An 18,851-nucleotide genomic window follows, 5' to 3' on the forward strand; every position below is an offset into this window, starting at 1 on the left:
GAAATACAGATGTTTATAAAAAAAAGCAATCAGATTAATATATATAAGGATTCTATCTACACCGCATTATTAAAAAAAATAAACAATAAATCATTTTCTGATAAAACGCTTGAGAAACTGGTGAAGATTTCAAACACCTCTTTGGGTCTGACAAAATTGGAAGCAAAAAAGATATTTTTTAAAAATGACCTGGTCGATAAAGGTTGCCCTTCGGCAAAGCTGGCTTTTGAGCTAAAAAAGGCGCTTCCACAGGTTTCCAACGATGAGCTGCGTGATAAAATAAATAAATTTATCTTCAACTGTAATGCTAGCGCTCCTGTCGTTCATCTTAAAAACAGAACTTCGACCACCGGCGTAATAAGAGTTATGAGTGCAGGTGAGTTTGTTAAGGAGTATTCGCATAAGATTGGTGAAACCATCGGCAAAGGAGGTGAAGCTATCGTAGTTAATGACAGTCAGGATAATAATAAAGTAATAAAAATCTTCTTCGATGATACCAGCCCGGAAGAAATAAACAATCAGGTCAGGGCGTTCGAAAAATTTTATGGAGAAAAATCAGCGGAGGCTTTATTTGGAAGAGCTATCCACATGGATAAAATTAAGGGCGTTCCCTTATCACAAATAAAAGAGTTCCCCGCCAATGCTGCTGACAGGTTCCTGACTCTGCTCATTGAAATGAATTCAAAAGGATGCCCACCCTCGGACCTGTCAGAAAACAACTTTCTCTATGATAAAGCAGAGAATAAGTTCTCTCCGGTTGATATTTCCCTGAGCGATAGCAATGAGATTGACAGGTCTGGTGTCGCGTACCTTCTCGATTATATAAAGGGAAAATCCACCTATTAATGATTTTAACCCTCAGCGCAGCACCCGCGGTCCTGAAGCCAAAAAAAAGCCTGAGTCCGGCTACATGCCGAATCCAGGCCCTCAAGCCCCTTAACTTATCGGGGGCCATTCAGTCCCCGTTAAGAGTGGGTGCTTCATAAAGCGGCTGCTGCTACGCGCCAGGCAGCTCTCCGGCGGTGCGTTCAACCAGCGTCAGCAGGACTTTGATATCCTCCAGCGTGACGGTCGGGTTTAGCAGCGTCAGTTTCAGGCAGGTGACACCGTTAAATTCGGTAACGCCAACGTTGGCGCGGCCCGACTCCAGCAGGGCATCGCCAATCCGCTGATTAAGCAGCGCGACGGCGGCATCGTTATGACTGCCTGCCTGCTCCGGCGAGCGATAGCGGAACAGCACGCTGGCCAGCTGTGGCGGCATCACTAATTCGAGCGAGCTCTGCTCGCTGACGTAACCGGCAACCTGCTGGGCCAGCGTCACGCCGTGATCGATAATGGCCGCGTACTGCTGCTGTCCCAGCGCTTCCAGACCCATCCACAGTTTTAACGCATCAAAACGGCGGGTAGTTTGCAGCGATTTGGAAACCAGATTCGGTACGCCCTGGGCTTCATCGAACTCGGAGTTCAGATAGGCAGCCTGATAGCGCATCAGCGCGTAGTGGCGCTCATCTTTCAGCAGGAAAGCGCCGCAGCTGATAGTCTGGAAGAACTGCTTGTGGAAGTCCAGGGTAATGGAATCCACCAGGTCAATGCCGTCCAGATAATCACGGTACTTTTCGGACAGCAACAGCGCGCCACCCCAGGCCGCATCGACGTGAACCCAGATCTGGTGTTCTGCCGCCAGCGTGGCAATGCTGCGCAGCGGATCGATAGCACCGGCATCGGTGGTACCTGCCGTGGCGACAATGGCCAGGATCTGCTCACCCCGGGCCTTCGCCTGCGTGATTTTCTCTGCCAGATCGTTCACGTCCATCCGCGCCAGCGCATCGGTTTTCACCAGCGTGACCGACTGGTAGCCCAGGCCCAACAGCGCCATGTTCTTCTGCACCGAGAAGTGTGCGTTTTCAGAACATAACACTCTGATTTTCCGCAGGTCGCCTACAAGGCCATCCTGCTGAATAGCATGGCCCTGACGCGCAAAGAAGGCATCGCGTGCCAGCATCAGCCCCATCAGGTTGCTCTGCGTGCCGCCGCTGGTAAAGACGCCGGCCTCACCATGTGGAAATCCGACCAGCCCGCGCAGCCATTCAATCAGCTTCATCTCAATGATGGTGGCAGAAGGGCTCTGATCCCAGGAGTCCATGCTCTGGTTGCTGGCGTTGATCAACACTTCCGCCGCCTGGCTGACCACCAGGCTTGGGCAGTGCAGATGCGCCACGCACTGTGGATGATGTACTGACAGGCTGTCTTTCAGAAAGTATTCAATCGCGCGTTCAATGGCGACCTGGTTGCCCAGCCCCTGAGGATTAAAATCCAGCGCGATGCGCTCACGCAGTTCAGCGACGGATTTACCCTGATACATTTCAGGCTGCTTAAGCCACTCGATCACCGCCTGACTGCTCTGCGCAATCGCCTGCTGATAGGCTTCGATACTCTGCGCAGAGCCTGCCAGAATTGGGTTTGACCCGGACATTACACTTACTCCACTCAGACGGGTTGAACACCAGCCGCTAACAGGGCCTGTTCAAATTTTTCCAGGAAAATACCCAGCTCATCATTGGTGATCAGCAGGGAAGGCAGCAGACGCAGTACGCTACCGTGACGGCCGCCGCGCTCCAGAATTAACCCGGCTTCAAAGCATTTTTTCTGTAGCAGAGCAGACAGCTCACCGTCGGCAGGGTAGCTACCCATATGATCCGGCGCTTCGCCCGGCTTCACGATCTCGATACCGATCATCAGACCCAGTCCGCGAATGTTGCCCATTACCGGATAACGCGCCTGCAGTTCCGCCAGGCGCGCTTTCAGCCACTCACCCTGCGCCGCGACTTTGTCAGCAATCTGGTTATCTTTCAGCAGCTGCAGCGTCTTCAGCCCGGTGGCCATTGCCAGCTGGTTGCCACGGAAGGTGCCGGTATGGTGACCCGGTTCCCAGGCATCGAACTGCTTTTTGATGCCCAGTACGGCCAGAGGTAAGCCGCCGCCGACGGCCTTGGACATGACGATGATGTCAGGCTCAATACCGGCGTGCTCAAAGGCAAAAAACTTACCGGTACGCGCAAATCCGGCCTGAACCTCATCCAGAATGAGCAGAATGCCGTGTTCCTGCGTCACCTTACGAATGCGCTGGAGCCACTCGACAGGTGCCGGGTTAACGCCGCCTTCGCCCTGAACCGCCTCGAGGATCACCGCCGCAGGTTTGCGCACGCCGCTCTCGACATCGTTAATCAGGTTTTCGAAGTAGTAGGTTAACGCGTTAACCCCGGCTTCGCCGCCGATACCCAGCGGGCAGCGGTAAAGATGCGGGTAAGGCATAAACTGCACTTCCGGCATCATGCCATTGATGGCTTCTTTCGGTCCCAGATTACCCGTTACCGCCAGCGCGCCATGCGTCATGCCATGGTAGCCGCCGGAGAAGCTGATTACGCCGGTGCGGCCGGTGTGTTTTTTCGCCAGCTTCAGCGCCGCTTCCACGGCATCGGCACCGGAAGGACCACAGAACTGCAGGCAGTACTCTTTACCCTGGCCGGGTAAGAGAGAGAGCAGATAAGCCGAGAACTGATCTTTTAACGGCGTAGTCAGATCGAGAGTATGTAACGGCAAGCCGCTGGTAATGACATTTTGGATGCTTTGCAGAATATCAGGATGATTATGGCCCAGCGCCAGCGTACCTGCGCCCGCAAGGCAATCAAGATATTGATTATTTTCAACATCGGTGATCCACACGCCCTCTGCTTTCGCGATCGCTAACGGCAGCTTCCGGGGGTAGCTCCTGACATTCGATTCAAATTCAGCTTGTCTTGCTAAAAAGGCTTCATTGTTTCCGTTTAATGAATTCGCACCTAAAGTATCAATACGGACTTTATCCGTCATCATATCACTCCTACAACCAGAGGGTCTTAGCACGCCCGGGTTGAATAATTGAATTAAGTTAGTCGTTGCCATAAATAAAGCGCGGCCAATATAGGGCTTTTCAGGCTATGACTCAATGATTAATTTTGATTAAATTTTACCCCTTTTTCTCCTTTCTAATCAGAGGTTTGTTTCGTAATTAAAACGACCGTCTCAGGGTAAGCTCGTCACCTGAAACAGACGGTTACCTTAAAGTACGGAATGTAGGGAATAGTCTATGATTGTTCTTCGGGCGGTTATCCGATGACGACTGCCCAACAGCCACAATTTCTAACTTTTGATACTGGCATCACCTGAACAACAAACGGGCGATGGCGCCCATTGCTCACTTACGGGTTAAACGAGGCAATCGAATGGCGTCAGGGAAATTTACGAAAAGTTGGGGCGCGGAATACGTCGGCGCGGGTGAAGTCCGTTTTCGTCTCTGGGCGACCGGACAGAAGAGGGTGACGTTAAGACTCTCAGGTAAAGACACAGAGATGGACCCGGCCGGCGACGGCTGGTTTGAAGCTACATTACAGGGCGTTGCGCCGGGTGCGGAGTATAATTTTGTGCTTGCCGACGGCACGCAGGTGCCGGATCCCGCTGCCCGGGCACAAAAAGCAGATGTTAATGGCCCCTCGATAGTGATCGATCCACTGCGTTACCGCTGGCAAAACACCGCCTGGACGGGGCGCCCATGGGAAGAGACGGTGGTCTACGAGCTGCATATCGGTACTTTCACCCCGGAGGGCACTTTTAGCGCCGCCATTGAAAAGCTGCCTTATCTGGCCGCAACCGGCATCACGATGATCGAACTCCTGCCGGTGTCGCAGTTCGGCGGCAATCGCGGCTGGGGCTATGATGGCGTTCTGCTTTACGCGCCGCATTCCGCCTATGGCACACCGGATGATTTCAAAGCCTTTGTTGACGCCGCGCATGGTCATGGCCTTTCCGTGGTGCTTGATATCGTTCTGAACCATTTCGGGTCCGAGGGTAACTATCTGCCGATGCTGGCACCTGACTTCTTCCACAAAGAGCGGATGACGCCGTGGGGTGCGGGCATTGCCTACGATGTCGATGCCGCTCGCCGTTATATCGCTGAGGTACCGCTCTACTGGCTACAGGAGTTTAAGCTTGACGGCCTGCGCTTTGATGCCATCGACCAGATCGACGATCCCTCAGAGAAGCACATACTCATTGAGATTGCTGAGCGCATCCGTGCCGACATTACCGATCGACCCGTGCATCTGACCACCGAGGACAATCGCAACGTTATATTCCTGCATCCGCGCGGGGAGGATGGCACCGTACCGCTTTATAGCGGCGAATGGAACGATGATTTCCATAATGCCATTCACGTTTTTGCGACCGGCGAAACCCACGGCTACTATCGCGATTTTGCCCATCAGCCGGAAAGGCTGATTGCACGCATTCTGACGGAAGGTTTCGCCTGGCAGGGGGAGGTTTCCGCGCAGACCGGCAAAAAGCACGGGGTTAAAAGCAGCGGTCAGCCGCCGCTGGCCTTTGTCGACTTTATTCAGAATCACGATCAGACAGGCAATCGCGCCAGGGGTGAAAGGCTGATTGAGCTTGCCGGAGCCGATCGCACCCGGATCCTGCTGGCCACGCTGCTTTTTTCACCGCATATCCCGCTGCTGTTTATGGGCGAGGAGTATGGCGAAACGAATCCTTTCCTGTTCTTTACCGATTTTCATGGCGACCTCGCCCGTGCCGTGCGCGAGGGCCGCGCGAAGGAGTTTGAAGGGCATGCTGGTCATGAAGATGGCAGCGTTCCCGATCCTAACGCACAGCAGACGTTTGCCCAGTCCAAACTTGACTGGCGCAAGCCAGAAAGCGACGAGGGGAAAAACTGGCTGGGGCTGACCCGCGAACTGCTGGCGCTGCGGCAGAAGTATATTGTACCGCTGCTTGCCACCGCTGGCGGCAATGCGGGCAGGGTGGTGAAAACGGCGGAGGGCTTTGTCGCCGTAAGCTGGGCTTTCCCACAGGGCACGCTCTCCCTGGCGCTGAATATTGGCGCGACAGACCAGCCGCTTCCTGACCAGCCCGGCGAGACGATCTACACCTGGCCGGCATCCGCCGGTGAAACGCTGCCGCAAAACAGTATTCTTGTGCGATTAGCCCCGGGAGAGAGTAAGTGACTATTCCAACCGCAACCTGGCGTATTCAGTTTCGCAACGGCATGACCTTTGACCGGGCCGCAGGCCTTGTACCCTACCTTAAGCGTCTTGGCATCAGCCACCTTTATGCCTCACCAATCTTTACGGCGACCTCTGGATCTGGCCACGGCTACGATGTGACCGATGCCAACGCCATTGACCCGGCGATTGGCGGGCGTGCAGGCTTTGACCGGCTGGTCAGGGTACTGAAGGAAGCAGGGCTTGGCCTGATTCTGGATATTGTACCGAACCATATGGCCGCCTCGCTGGAGAATGCGTGGTGGTATGACGTGATTGAGCACGGCGAAAAAAGCCGTTACGCCCGACATTTTGATATCGACTGGTCGCGCCCTCTGACCTTGCCCTGTCTTGGCGACTCGTTTGAGCAGGTACTGGAGAACGGGGATATCGCAGTCAAAGCCGATCCGCAAACCGGCAAACCCGCGCTGGCCTGCTACGAGAGTTTTTATCCGCTGGCACCCGAAACCTGGCAGGGGCAGGAAACTGAGGTCCTCGCGCTGACCGATAAAGCGGAGATCGCCGCGCTCCATCAGCGTCAGCCCTGGCGACTGACGTCATGGCGGGATGCGGCGAGCGATCTCTCCTACCGCCGCTTTTTTGAGATAACCGGGCTGGCTGGCGTCCGGGTGGAGGATCGCGCCGTGTTTGACGATACGCACCGGCTGATCCTGGAGCTGGTGCACTCCGGTGCGGTTGACGGGCTGCGCGTGGATCACGTCGATGGCCTGGCCGATCCGAAAGGGTATCTTGAGCGTCTTCGCCAGGAAGCCGGACCCGCCTGTTATATTACGGTCGAAAAAATTCTCGGCGAGGGCGAGCAGCTTCCCGCCGACTGGCCGGTTTCCGGCACCACGGGCTATGAATTTATCTCTTCGCTCTCCGATGTGCTGGTGGATAACAGCGGGATAGCCAGCCTGCGCAGGGCTTACGAACAGCAGGTCGCCAGACCCGTGGCAATGGAGAACGAACTGCGCGCGGCGAAGGTGCTGATGGCCGACAGAAATTTTGCCGGGGAATTTAACCGACTGCTGCATCTTGCCCTGGCCATCGCCACGCAGGAGGGGATGACGCAAAGCGAAAGTCGCCTCCGTGCCGCACTGCGCGAACTGCTGGTCGTATTTCCGGTGTATCGCACCTATGGCACCGCACAGGGGCTGCCCGAGGCCGACAGCGCGCTGCTGGGCCGGGTGGTTGAAGCGGTCAGGGAGGGTGCTAACGCGCCGGACTCTCAGGCACTCAATTTCCTGGTAGATATCCTGAAAGGTCGCCTCTCCGAGCCTGCAATACGTGACGCCGTCACATTCCGTCTTCGTTTCCAGCAGCTTACTGGTCCGCTGATGGCGAAATCGGTAGAGGATACGCTGTTCTTCCGCCATGGTATGAGCCTTGCGCTTAATGAAGTGGGCGCGGATCCGCTGCCGCGCGACTTTTCGCCCGCCCGGTTTCATGCAGATATGCAGAGACGACTGGAACGGCAGCCGGATGGCATTTCATCCACCTCGACCCATGACACCAAACGCGGGGAAGATGCCCGCGCCCGCCTCTATGCGCTGACCGAAGCGCCGGGGCTTTGGGCCGGGTGCGTGGCACGCTGGAGCCAGATTAACCAGCATCATATCGTTACGCTTGACGACGGTCCGGCACCTGAACCCGCAGTCAGCTGGATGCTGTATCAGGCGCTGGCAGGCGTCTGGCCGGTTCGCCTCCAGCCGGATGATAACGCGGGCCTTAATGCGCTCGAAGGGCGGTATATCGCTTTTGTCGAAAAGGCCCTGCGTGAAGCGAAACTGCGTACCGACTGGGGCGACAGCAATGCACCCTATGAAGAGGTGGTGCTCAACTATGCCCGACAGCTGCTTGCACCCGGCGCTCGTGCCTTCCTGCATGATTTTACTACTTCCCTGCAGCCCTTTATTCGTACCGGGCTGGTGAATGGCCTGACCCAGACCACGCTCAAACTTACCGCACCCGGCGTGCCGGATATCTATCAGGGCAGCGAAAGGCTGAACTTCACCCTTGTCGATCCCGATAACCGCCGCGAGCCGGATTTCGCCGCGCTTGAGCGGCTGGGGGAGGAAAACCTGTCGCTGACGCCGGACAGGGACTTCGATGGCCAGCTCAAGCAGCAGGTTATCGCCCGGCTGCTGCATCTGCGTCAGCAAATGCCGACCCTGTTTAGTCGCGGGGAGTATCTGCCGCTTAGCGCATCGGGTAACCGGGCAGAGAAAGTTATCGCTTTTGCCCGGGTGGGGCATGAGGCCGCGCTACTGGTTATCGCGCCGCGTCTGGTGTTTGATGCCGTTAACGGATCCGACCCGGGGCACCCTGCGGGCTGGACGCAGACGGAAATCATCCTGCCCGAGCGTCTCGCAAACCGACGCTACCGAAATGTTCTCAGCGGTGAAACCATTTCGCTGGTGGACCGATTGACTTTAACGGCGCTGGGTAACCTGTCGCCGCTGGTGCTGTTAAGTGATGAATTATCAGGAGTAGGGATAAATGTCTGACGGTAAACCTTTTGAAATTACGGCAGGATCCAGCCATCTTCTTGGTGCCACCGTCGATGAGGACGGCGTCAATTTCGCCATCTTCTCGGCACACGCGGAGCGCGTTGAGCTGTGCCTGTTTGACGAAAGTGGCAAAACGGAAATCGCCCGGCTTACGCTACCGGAATATACCCATGAAGTGTGGCACGGCTATGTGCCGGATCTGAAAGCGGGCGCGCTCTATGGCTATCGCGTTCACGGCCCGTACGATCCAGAGAACGGTCACCGTTTCAACGCCAACAAGCTGCTGATTGACCCCTATGCCCGCGAGCTGGTCGGTGACGTTGAGTGGAATGATGCGCACTACGCCTATGACCTGCTGCATGAGGAGAAGGACCTCACCTTTGACGAGCGCGACAGCGCGCCCTTTATGCCCAAGTGCCGGGTTATCGATCCGAATGCCGTTGACTGGCAGGACAATAACCGGCCCGCTGTTCCCTGGCCTAAATCCGTTATCTACGAAACCCATGTTAAAGGTTTCACCCAGCTTAACACTGCGCTGCCCGTGGAGCTGCGGGGCACCTTTGAAGGGATGGGGCATCAGGCTTCGGTGGACTATATCAAGAGCCTGGGCATTACCTCGGTTGAACTTCTGCCGGTTCACTGGTTCCCGGATGACCAACACCTGCTCGACAACGGACTGAAGAATTTCTGGGGCTACAATACCCTCGGCTTCTTTGCGCCCGCCTCACGCTATTTTGGGCCAAAGGGCATTCAGGGCTTCCGTGATATGGTGCGTGCCTTCCACGACGCCGGTATTGAGGTGATACTGGACGTGGTCTACAACCACACCGCAGAGGGGAATGAGCTGGGGCCGACGCTCTCTTTCAAGGGCATCGATAATTTCTCGTACTATCGCACGCTGCCAGACCAGCACCGCTATTACATCAATGACACCGGCACGGGGAATACTGTTAACACGTCGCACCCGCGCGTACTGCAACTGATTACCGACTCGCTGCGCTACTGGGCGGAAACCATGCATATCGACGGCTTTCGCTTTGACCTCGGGACCATTCTTGGCCGCGAGCCGGAGGGCTTCGATCAGCGCAGCGGCTTTTTCGATGCCGTGATGCAGGATCCGGTGCTCTCCAGGCTCAAGCTGATTGGAGAACCCTGGGATATTGGCCCGGGAGGCTATCAGGTTGGCGGTTTTCCACCGGGCTGGGCCGAATGGAACGACAAATATCGCGATACGGTACGAGAATACTGGAAGGGCAATAACGTCTCGACGGACTTTGCCGCCCGCCTGCTGGGTTCCGGCGACCTTTACGATCAGCGTGGACGCCGGCCCTGGGCGAGCGTCAACTTCATTACCGCCCACGACGGGTTTACGCTAAACGATCTGGTTTCCTACAGCGAAAAGCACAATGAGGCGAACGGCGAAGATAACAACGATGGCCATAATGATAATCGATCCGACAATTACGGGGCCGAGGGGCCAACGAACGACGAGGGCATTAATGCGGTACGTGAGCGGCAGAAGCGTAACTTCCTGACCACCATCTTCTTCTCACACGGTACGCCGATGCTGCTGGCGGGTGACGAGTTTGGCCGCAGCCAGATGGGCAACAATAACGGTTACTGTCAGGACAGCGAGGTTTCCTGGATCCACTGGGACAATCTGCCCGGAAGCAGCGATGCGCTGCGCGAATTTACCCGCCAGCTGATTACCCTGCGGGCCGCGCAGCCGCTGCTTCGCCGCGAGAACTGGCGCGACGGCATGGATATCAAATGGTTTAACGCCGGGGGCGGTTTTCAGCAGCCGGAGCAGTGGGATGAAGGATCAACGCTGGGCGTCTATCTCGGCCGCGAGGATTTACAGCAGGAGGAGGGTATCTGGCACGACGTGCTGATGCTGTTTAATCCCTTCGAAGGCAACGTCCCGTTCCTGATCCCGCAGTTTGGCGAAGGCGGCTGGGTGCTTGAGCTGACCACCTTCGACAGCGCAAAGCGTGGCCTGGTCATCACGCGTGAGAAAGAGTTCGAGCTGGAGGGGCGCAGCATCGCCATCTTCCGAAGGCCATAACAGGGCGCGGATAGCCTCCGTCCTCTGTAAGGCCGTCACAGGGTAAGCGTCACCGTCATTATCCCAATTATCCCATCAGCCCGGCATCGTCCGGGCTTTTTTACAACTTTTTCCAGCGCCCGGTAGACTGACGCCCTCCCAATCCCTAGCTGACGGGCGATGGCCGTGGCCCCCATCTTCTCCGTGGTATACAAACGATATACCTCAGCAGGATCTATGGAAGGCTTTCTCCCACGGTATACACCCCGGGCATTCGCCGCGGCAATGCCTTCCATCTGGCGTTCCCGACGAAGGTTGGTTTCAAACTCAGCGAAAACACCCAGCATATCGAGGAAAGCTTTGCCTGCAGCTGCAACTCACTCCTTCCAGTCCGGCTGCTTCCGCTGGCTTTTTCTGCACGAATAATTTCACAACCAGCAGCGCGGAGAATTTGTGTCTGCAGAGTAAGATCCTGGTCGCTGGTTGAAACGCGGGCATAGCCGTAAAGTGCCATAATGGTGAAAACTGTCTCGTTTAACTCCGGATGATGAAAACGTAACACCGGAATACGCATGCGCGTTTTTTTATAGTATTACGGAATGGTTTATATAGATAATTAGGGGGCGATAAAAAAAGGAGGGGTTTTGTGTCTGTAAACTCAATTAATTCATCAATATTGAGTAACTTCATTTGCCAAGTTGCAAGCAATCGAAATGTAAGCGAGACCTCAAAAAAAACATTTATAAAAAATATCAGTAGAATCTCTCAGTCACCGGAGAAAATGACCTCGTTAACGCGAAGAATCAAAAATCATTTTGAACTGAAGAATGACTCGATAGAAAAACATGGAGCCAGCATAAATAAATTTTACAGAAATGAGTTGATTAAAGAAGATTTATCTCCATCCAAAAATACTGCTTTGCATCAGATAGCAAGATCTCAGGTTTTGGCTGCAAATAGTAAATTCTCAGGCTCACATGTAAAGCTTGCTTTCGAGAAATATCATGGCGTGTCAATGGTGGACACAAGACCCAACTTGCCGACAAGGAACAAAACCTAAATAAAATCGATGATGTTTTTTTAAACAATAGTGTTTTTATTTTTAGTTATTGTGAGCCCAGTGTAATGGATTGCGAGCCGGGCATGATAAATGCGAACCCATTGTCACTTAATGTGAGCCGGTGGCTTTTTTCATTTGCAGTTAATGTGAGCCGAAATATGCGCTGATTGCGAGCCGGAGGGATTTCGATTGCGAGCAGCTACAGTTAGCATCCCTGGGCCTGCGCACGCAGAGGGACGTCCGCTGCTCTACTGTGGCGGCGGTATTAACGCGGCCGGGCTGGCCTGGCGTTTGCCGCCGCAGGCGAAGACCCGCAGTCTCTGCGACTGTATGATGATTCGCTTAACGGCTGGCTGAGCGATCCCGGCCTGCCGCTGGAAAAGGGGCAGGGAAAAGGCATCTTTATCCGCTGACTGACGATTTTTTTCTACCTGGGTGATGAGGTTTATTATGCAACAGCTTTCATGGCGCGACAGCGCAGTACGAGAGGCGCTCAGCCATATCAAACAGCACAAGCCTTTTTGCTACGGGCTGACCAACTATATTGCCGCTAACCTTTCTGCCAACGTGCTGCTGGCGGTGGGTGCGGGACCCGCAATTGGCGCGGTGTTTGACTGGCAAAAGGTGTTCGGCAGTCATGCCAGTGCGGTTTGGGTCAACGCCGCCTGCCTGATGAGCAATACGGCCGGGGAGGTTCGCCAGGCCGCACAGGCCGCACATCATGCGGGTGTTCCCTGGGTGCTGGATCCGGTGGCGGTCGGCGCAGGTGCGGTCGAATACGATCGCGTCGTGCAGGGGCTGCTGGAGTTCAGGCCCACCGCAATTCGCGGGAACGCCTCGGAGCTGATTGCGCTGGCAGGCGGCGAGGGCGGAGGACAGGGGGTTGAAACCACGCTGGCTTCGCAGGAGGCGCTACCGACAATTCAGGCTTTCTCGCGCAGGCTTGGCTGTATCACGGCGGTAAGCGGCCCTACGGATTACATCACCGATGGCGATCGCACCATTTTTGTCGAAGGGGGAGACGCCCGGCTGACGCAGGTCACGGGAGCGGGTTGCAGTCTGGGTGGCTTAATTGCTGCCTTCCTCTCAACCTCGGCCGATCCGCTGACGGCGGTGGCGGCCGCCCATGTGGTTTATGCCCAGGCCAGCGAGCGGGCATCATCCGCACGCGGCACCGGCAGCTTTGCGGTGAGCTTTCTGGATCACCTGTCGCTGCTTGATCCGCACGAAGCGTAAATCCACGGCGGGTTGAGCCTGGTTCTCGCTAAAAGGGAGAAGGGCAGGCTTGAGCGCGCCTGGCCTGAGTCTCCGTGAGATACCTCTCTCCATGTTGTAAATAGAAGAAAATGTGAGCTATTGGATGCGCGCTGGCCCTCCGGCGCTCGCTTTTTATACGTTTAAGCTGAATCGTTTAAAGCCTTGTCTTCTCAAGATCACCATAATCCAGTTTAACAGTTTCGTTATTGCCGACAGGTTGTGATTCACATCCCATTTCCCAAGCCCATTATCGACCTTTTCCTGCCGGGTGAGGAATATCACGTTTCTATTTGTTACTTATCAGTAAATTCTTTTAACTAATCTAAAAACGATTCAGCTAAAGAGGCTACTAATGAACAAAAGAGCGGCGTTAACGGTGCTGGCAGTAATGATTTCTGCTCCGGCGGTGGCTAAAACCTGGGTGCTGACAAGTGCTGAACTGGCTGTAGATCAAGGTAACTGGAAGATTTCCAGCGACGAGCTGAAGATTCAGGACAGCGCGTTCAGCATCGAACAAAAGGTGCTCCACGGGGGTAAACAGGAAGGCAGTAAAATCATTGTCATTCACAGTCAGTCGGGACTGACAATTACCCTCAGTCCGACCCGGGGCATGAACCTGCTGCGCGTAGAGGGCTTCGGCTCAAGAATGGGCTGGGATTCGCCGGTAAAAGAGGTCGTGAACCCGGCATTTATCAATCTGGAAAGCCGCAACGGCGTGGGCTGGCTGGAAGGTTTCAACGAAATGATGGTCCGCTGCGGCTACGAATGGACTGGACATCCAGTCACCGCTGACGGTCAGATTTATACCCTACACGGCAAAGCGGGAAATACGCCGGTGTCCCGGCTTGAAGTGGATGTGGCGGATGCCGCTCCGCATGAAATTCGAATTCGCGGCCTGATAAAGGAAAGCACCTTCAAAAAAGCGGATTTACAGACCCTGACCGAGCTGCGCTACGTGCCAGGCAGCAACAGCTTCAGCCTGCATGATGTTTTAACCAACCATGCTGACTATCCGCACGATTATCAGATTATTTATCACAGCAACTTCAGTACGCCCATTCTGGAAGAAGGCGCGCGGTTCCTGGCACCTATGTCCGGCATCAGCCCCTTTAATGATTATGCCAAAGCCGGTTTAAAAACATGGCAGACCTATGCGGGCCCGACCAAAGGTTTCGATGAAATGGTTTTCAACATCAGTCCGCTGTCTGATGCAAACCATCAGACCCTTGCGGCGGTGATCAATAAAGCCGGGGATAAGGGCGCTGCCATCCAGTTCGATACCAGGCAGCTGCCCGTCCTGACGCTATGGAAAAACACCGATACCCTGAAGCAGGGTTACGTGACCGGTATTGAGCCTGGCACCAGCTATGCCTATCCGGTGACCATTGAGCGTGAGCAGAAGCGCGTGAAACAGCTACAGCCCGGCGCAAGTACCGCATTTGACCTGACCTATACCTTGCTGCACAGCCGCGATCAGGTAACCGGGGTTCGTAACAGAATCGAAAAAATCCAGGGCGAAACGAAAGTTGATGAGATTACGACGCCAATGGCCAAAGAGTAGGGCGATGGCATAATCAGACCGGATCTGACAAAGATTAGATCCGGCAGGATCTAGTGACAGATCCCAGAGTACCTCTTGAATACCGCTCTGTCCCTGGATCGGTGTTGAACATATAAAAGGAGAAGCGCAGTGCAGGAGCTATAATTCATACCCTCATATGCAATTTAACATAATATACATTATACGAACCGAGGTAACGCTACGTTAAATCCTGAGATTTGTCGCTTCTACTCCCTTCTACTCCAATGGTGATGAAGTACGTCGCCCTGGAGATCCCTGTTTTTTCTGTCACACTGTTCAAAAGTTGGCTGCATTACCGGCTGCACGTAAGCTTTTTTTGATATTATGGGAAGAATAAATATCCGACAATTCAAACACATCTTTTTTTATTTTCAGAAGGAGTTGTGCAATGCCCATCAGTACAGTTGAAGTATCCTCTGCAGTGCCACGTCAGAGCGACGTCAAACATAACGTGAATGACGACAGCGTCCGGATCGACATGGAGTCAGCTCCCCTGATGAGCCGATTAAACTTCGTCAGCAACAGCACGAACAATCTGCAGGATAAAGAGCTGAAGGACAATCTTGAAAAAGGCAAAAGGCTGTATCAGGCTGCCCAAAGCCTTGGACATTCCGGCAACAATGATTCCGTTATGCCCGCCTTTAAAGGCGGGTGGTTTAGGAAATGCGGGATATATACCCTGCTTGCCGGGGCGGTGACAGGTGGCGCGTTCGGTATCGGAATGATGGCAGGATATAAATTCGGTCGGGCCGCGAACGGTAATAACGGTGCTCCGGGAAACCGCCCGTCGCCGGACAGCACACCTTACCCCGCCATTAAAGTAAATCAGACGGAACCGGACACAATTCCTGATGACGGGCCTCTTCGCCTGCACATACCGCTTCCTTCTGATGACGAGACGGAACATGCCCATTTCCGTCGCCACCTGCCGGATGAAAACGTAACGGGCGGCCCGACCGATCCCCGACAGATGAAGAACAGAAAAAGGTTCCATAAAGCAAAAATGCCGCTCCCCGCCGCCACAAAACGTGCAAACAGCGAGGTTAAAGACCTGCTCCGCGCTCAGGGTCTGCTGGAGAGGGGAAAGGTCAGCAAAGAACGCGTGTTGTCCGAAGTGGCCGGGTATCTGTACGGCGGTGAGACAGGTATCGCGGGTAACACGGACCAGCTCATGGAGCTGGCCAGAAAGATACTTGCTGCAAACAGACTATATGGTGGACAGAATGACGAAGAACTTCCCCTCGAACGAGCAAAGGCCGTTGTTCACCAGTGGCTGTTCAGCAACGTTGTGGGAAAGACACCCACAGAATATATTCTGGACAGGATGAAAGCAGATCCTTATCCGTCTTATTACACGGTCAGCAGTATCCTCCACCTATTAGATTTACAGGAATTATTTAAAAGCGGTCAGATAAGTTATATAAAAATTCCCGAAAAACAGAGGGGAGTCTTTAATGCAATGTGGTATTCCGCCCTGTGGGCAGAAATGCCCTTTCTTAAATTCACTGAAGATGAATCTGGTGTCCGATATGACAATGAAAAATCAGTCAGCGCACTGGCACTCGGGAGCTGTGAATTTGCCAACCTCTTTACCGGCTCCCTTTTTCTGAAAAACCTGTCAGATGAAGATTTTACCGCTGAAGAAGCAATGGCGGTCGGTGAGTCAATGTGGGAGTTAGCCGCTCGCGAAGGGGTGACGGAAGATAAAATTGTTTATTATGGCTCACCCGCCCTGTTTTTTACTGCCTCAGAGTCATCCGGAAACGGTAAGCTGGCCGGGGATAATGTTGCCGCGGCTGTTAACAGCTATGTCCGTTTCAGAGAGACAGTTACTGAGCTAAGGCGGGACATAAAAAAGAAATACGATGACTATCTTTCAGCAACAAAAAAATGGCGCAGTAAGGGCAAGCTGGCCGATGAGATTATAGCAGAGTGCCATGACCTTCCTCCGGCCTTACCTACCATAGGAGATGCTATCTTAAGCCCGGTACAGCGGCGGCAAAGAGAAGAGAAAGAGGCAAAACAGTTGTATATGCTGGGCACGTCAAAACCCTGCAGGAGCGCACCGGACAGTCTGGGTGATGAATACATTGCCCTGACGACTGACGTAGTTGAAAAGTTTAAGGATATCGACAAATATGTGATCCTCTCAGCATTAAGCACATTGCCCGAAGATGATCGAGCATTTATTTCTTCAGCCGATACGACCCTGCACGAAGTCCTGTTTGATATGAAAACAAACAGGTACAGCGGTAATAGGCTGATACCGCTGAATGTGAACACCAATATATCCCTGAACAACACGGATCTTTTTGCCGCGCGCCGGGGAGAAACAGAACGGATATACGCGCTGAAAAAAACCAACAAGCCGGACGGAAGCTACGCAATATACCGGGTCGATCGTGATATAAATAGTTATACCTATCATGGCCTTCTTGACAGGAATGATTTGAAACTTTTCAACGAAATCGACGGTGGAATTGTGAACCTTACGCCGGATTCCCAGGAAAAAATAACCTGCAAAATAGAGGTCGCTGATCAGATTGCGACGGGTGGTAATATGACACAACTGATTGATAATCTGAGCGGTGTTCACCGGAATAAACTTTATAATTCCTTATGTGAGTCAGGAAATGACCAGGCGGAAATTGAAAAAATCTGGCATACGGTTAAACATTTCATACCATTTTATGACTGTATTGACGGCAGCATCAACCATGACCCGGCCATGGCGGTGCCTTCTTGCCTGACAGATATCATTGCTTTCCTGCCAGTGATCGGAAAAGCCGTCAGTCTGAGTGCCCGGTTTGGGATGGGGGCGGCAAAAGAGGCGCTCTTTGCAGGCCGCATAGGCGTTGTTGCAGTGGGGGAAAATGCGCTCCGGGGCGCCAGCGCCAGTATGCCAACGACCGCCGAGCTGGCCTCGTTAGGGAAAGGCGTTCTGAAAGCTGCAGACCCCGGTTTCCAGTTGCTGGCAGCAGCAGCGCCACCTGGCAGGGACTTTGCGAAAAGAGTTGCTGCCCTGCTGTCCGGTAGTAAAAAGACGCCCGAACTGGCGCAAAAGATGGTCAGTGAGGGCTGGCTTGCCCGTCTCCCACAGGCGACATCAGGCGAGCTGATTAAGGGGAAACTGCCGGGCGCGGATCTGGCGGTGCCGGTAAAAGCCGTCGACAGGCTGCATGATGGCAGGGATGTTTACGTGCGGATCAATCCCAAAACCGGTATGCCGGGAGTGCAAAAATTTATTTGTAAGGAAAGCGGAGTTCTTGAACTCCTGCCAGCCAGGGTGGGAAAAATCCGGAACATCAGAGAGATATGGACAGAAAGTAACCGTGCAGACAATGATATTACTTATACAGGCGGCCGGGCCAAGAGAGGTGCCGGGGCCAGCAAACTGTGTTCTGCCCGTTCCCCCTCACCGGATATAGAACCTTCTAGTGTTATTATGGAAAAGAGATCTGGCGATGAATGTAAAAGAATATTACAACACTGGGAAGATTCAAATATTCCTGTGAAGGAGATGGATGATAATATTGAAAAATTATCTTACCTGGCTTCAAATAGGGTTGAAGATATACCAATTCTTGATGATTACATTAAGGCGGGAAATGTTGGAATAAACGATTATTTAAGATATGGTAAAGATACAAGCACTGGAGAATATGCAAGAGAGGCTTTCGAGTTAGGTGAAGCATATAATGGGCTGAAGAGTTATGATGATTTTTCATATAGAATAATGGTCATGCCACACGAAAGAGTGGAATCACTGGGCGTTGGAGATATTGTTGCTGACAAGGGGTTTTCAAGTTCATCTGCGCTTCCTAAAAATGCAAAAGAATGGCTGAATTCAAGCTATATCAAAGAGCATGCGGGTATAGGAGATGATTTTATTTTTATCGTTTATGATAAAGACATTCCAAAAAAAATTGCAGGAAACCATTTTCTTACGGATCATATACTGATTAGGCCTGGTGAAAAAATAAAAATCATCGCCAAAGATACCATCAATACTCAAGGGAGGAGTGTAACTATAATAGGTGCAGTTAGGTATGAAGGAGACATGCCGTCTTCTGATATTTATACAGGACGACGACCCTGTGAATAATTCTGTGTAACTGCCAACGTATTAGAGGTGATCGCTCAGGCGGTCACCGAACTCGATAATAAAGCGGCTCATCCCCAGCCGCCAGTTTCGGATCGGCATATTCCATTTTTTTGAAGCATCGCGGATCGCCAGATAAATGACTTTCCGCACCGGGTCATCCCTTCCACGACACGTATTTCAGGCTGTTACGCACCATGTGAA

10 protein-coding genes and 2 pseudogenes are annotated in these 18,851 nt (G+C 53.3%); 8 read left to right on the plus strand and 4 right to left on the minus strand.

Going from position 1 to position 18,851, the window contains the following annotated elements:
• Positions 1 to 9: 9 nt before the first annotated feature.
• Positions 10 to 846 (plus strand): OspG family effector kinase, encoded by an 837-nt coding sequence (locus ACLRGG_RS20370; RefSeq protein ID WP_416251463.1) that lies wholly within the window; start codon positions 10 to 12, stop codon positions 844 to 846.
• A 151-nt stretch (positions 847 to 997) separates the two neighbouring features.
• On the opposite strand, the gene ACLRGG_RS20375 is transcribed toward ACLRGG_RS20370, so the two are convergent.
• Both ACLRGG_RS20375 and ACLRGG_RS20380 read right to left on the minus strand, forming a co-directional pair.
• Positions 998 to 2,473 carry a pyridoxal phosphate-dependent decarboxylase family protein gene (locus tag ACLRGG_RS20375; RefSeq protein ID WP_416251464.1) on the minus strand — a complete coding sequence of 492 codons (1,476 nt, stop codon included), beginning with the start codon at positions 2,471 to 2,473 and terminating at the stop codon, positions 998 to 1,000.
• 14 nt (positions 2,474 to 2,487) lie between these two features.
• Entirely contained in the window at positions 2,488 to 3,870 is a 1,383-nt protein-coding gene (locus ACLRGG_RS20380) for a diaminobutyrate--2-oxoglutarate transaminase (RefSeq protein ID WP_416251472.1), read from the minus strand.
• Between the two features lie 392 nt (positions 3,871 to 4,262).
• On the opposite strand from ACLRGG_RS20380, the gene treZ reads away from it, so the two are divergent.
• From treZ to glgX, 3 genes are read left to right on the plus strand one after another with little or no spacing between them, the layout of a single operon-like run.
• Complete coding sequence (gene treZ / locus ACLRGG_RS20385) at positions 4,263 to 6,053, plus strand: malto-oligosyltrehalose trehalohydrolase (RefSeq protein WP_416251465.1); 1,791 nt, start codon at positions 4,263 to 4,265, stop codon at positions 6,051 to 6,053.
• The gene (gene treY, locus ACLRGG_RS20390; protein WP_416251466.1) at positions 6,050 to 8,599 is read left to right on the plus strand and encodes a malto-oligosyltrehalose synthase; all 2,550 of its coding nucleotides are present in this window, start codon (positions 6,050 to 6,052) and stop codon (positions 8,597 to 8,599) included. Before treZ ends, treY begins: the two co-directional genes overlap by 4 nt.
• Positions 8,592 to 10,667 (plus strand): glycogen debranching protein GlgX, encoded by a 2,076-nt coding sequence (glgX, locus tag ACLRGG_RS20395; protein ID WP_416251467.1) that lies wholly within the window; start codon positions 8,592 to 8,594, stop codon positions 10,665 to 10,667. The genes treY and glgX overlap by 8 nt, the downstream gene beginning before the upstream one ends.
• A gap of 35 nt (positions 10,668 to 10,702) precedes the next feature.
• Here glgX and ACLRGG_RS20400 read toward each other — a convergent pair.
• A pseudogene (locus ACLRGG_RS20400) lies at positions 10,703 to 11,160 on the minus strand (recombinase family protein).
• A 132-nt stretch (positions 11,161 to 11,292) separates the two neighbouring features.
• On the opposite strand from ACLRGG_RS20400, the gene ACLRGG_RS20405 reads away from it, so the two are divergent.
• From ACLRGG_RS20405 to ACLRGG_RS20420, 4 genes are all read left to right on the plus strand, one after another.
• Positions 11,293 to 11,706, plus strand: a complete 414-nt coding sequence (locus tag ACLRGG_RS20405; RefSeq protein ID WP_416251468.1) for a hypothetical protein — start codon at positions 11,293 to 11,295, stop codon at positions 11,704 to 11,706.
• A 450-nt stretch (positions 11,707 to 12,156) separates the two neighbouring features.
• Positions 12,157 to 12,942, plus strand: coding sequence for a hydroxyethylthiazole kinase (thiM, locus tag ACLRGG_RS20410; protein ID WP_416251469.1), 786 nt, complete (start codon positions 12,157 to 12,159; stop codon positions 12,940 to 12,942).
• A gap of 373 nt (positions 12,943 to 13,315) precedes the next feature.
• Positions 13,316 to 14,524, plus strand: a complete 1,209-nt coding sequence (locus ACLRGG_RS20415) for an aldose 1-epimerase family protein (RefSeq protein WP_416251470.1) — start codon at positions 13,316 to 13,318, stop codon at positions 14,522 to 14,524.
• Between the two features lie 409 nt (positions 14,525 to 14,933).
• Positions 14,934 to 18,650 carry a hypothetical protein gene (locus ACLRGG_RS20420; RefSeq protein WP_416251471.1) on the plus strand — a complete coding sequence of 1,239 codons (3,717 nt, stop codon included), beginning with the start codon at positions 14,934 to 14,936 and terminating at the stop codon, positions 18,648 to 18,650.
• A 21-nt stretch (positions 18,651 to 18,671) separates the two neighbouring features.
• On the opposite strand, the pseudogene ACLRGG_RS20425 reads toward ACLRGG_RS20420, so the two are convergent.
• Positions 18,672 to 18,809, minus strand: a pseudogene (locus ACLRGG_RS20425) (IS256 family transposase); the annotation flags it as partial.
• Positions 18,810 to 18,851 lie beyond the last annotated feature (42 nt).

This window comes from Erwinia sp. PPS120, from assembly GCF_047918655.1.
GTDB lineage: Bacteria > Pseudomonadota > Gammaproteobacteria > Enterobacterales > Enterobacteriaceae > Erwinia > Erwinia tasmaniensis_A.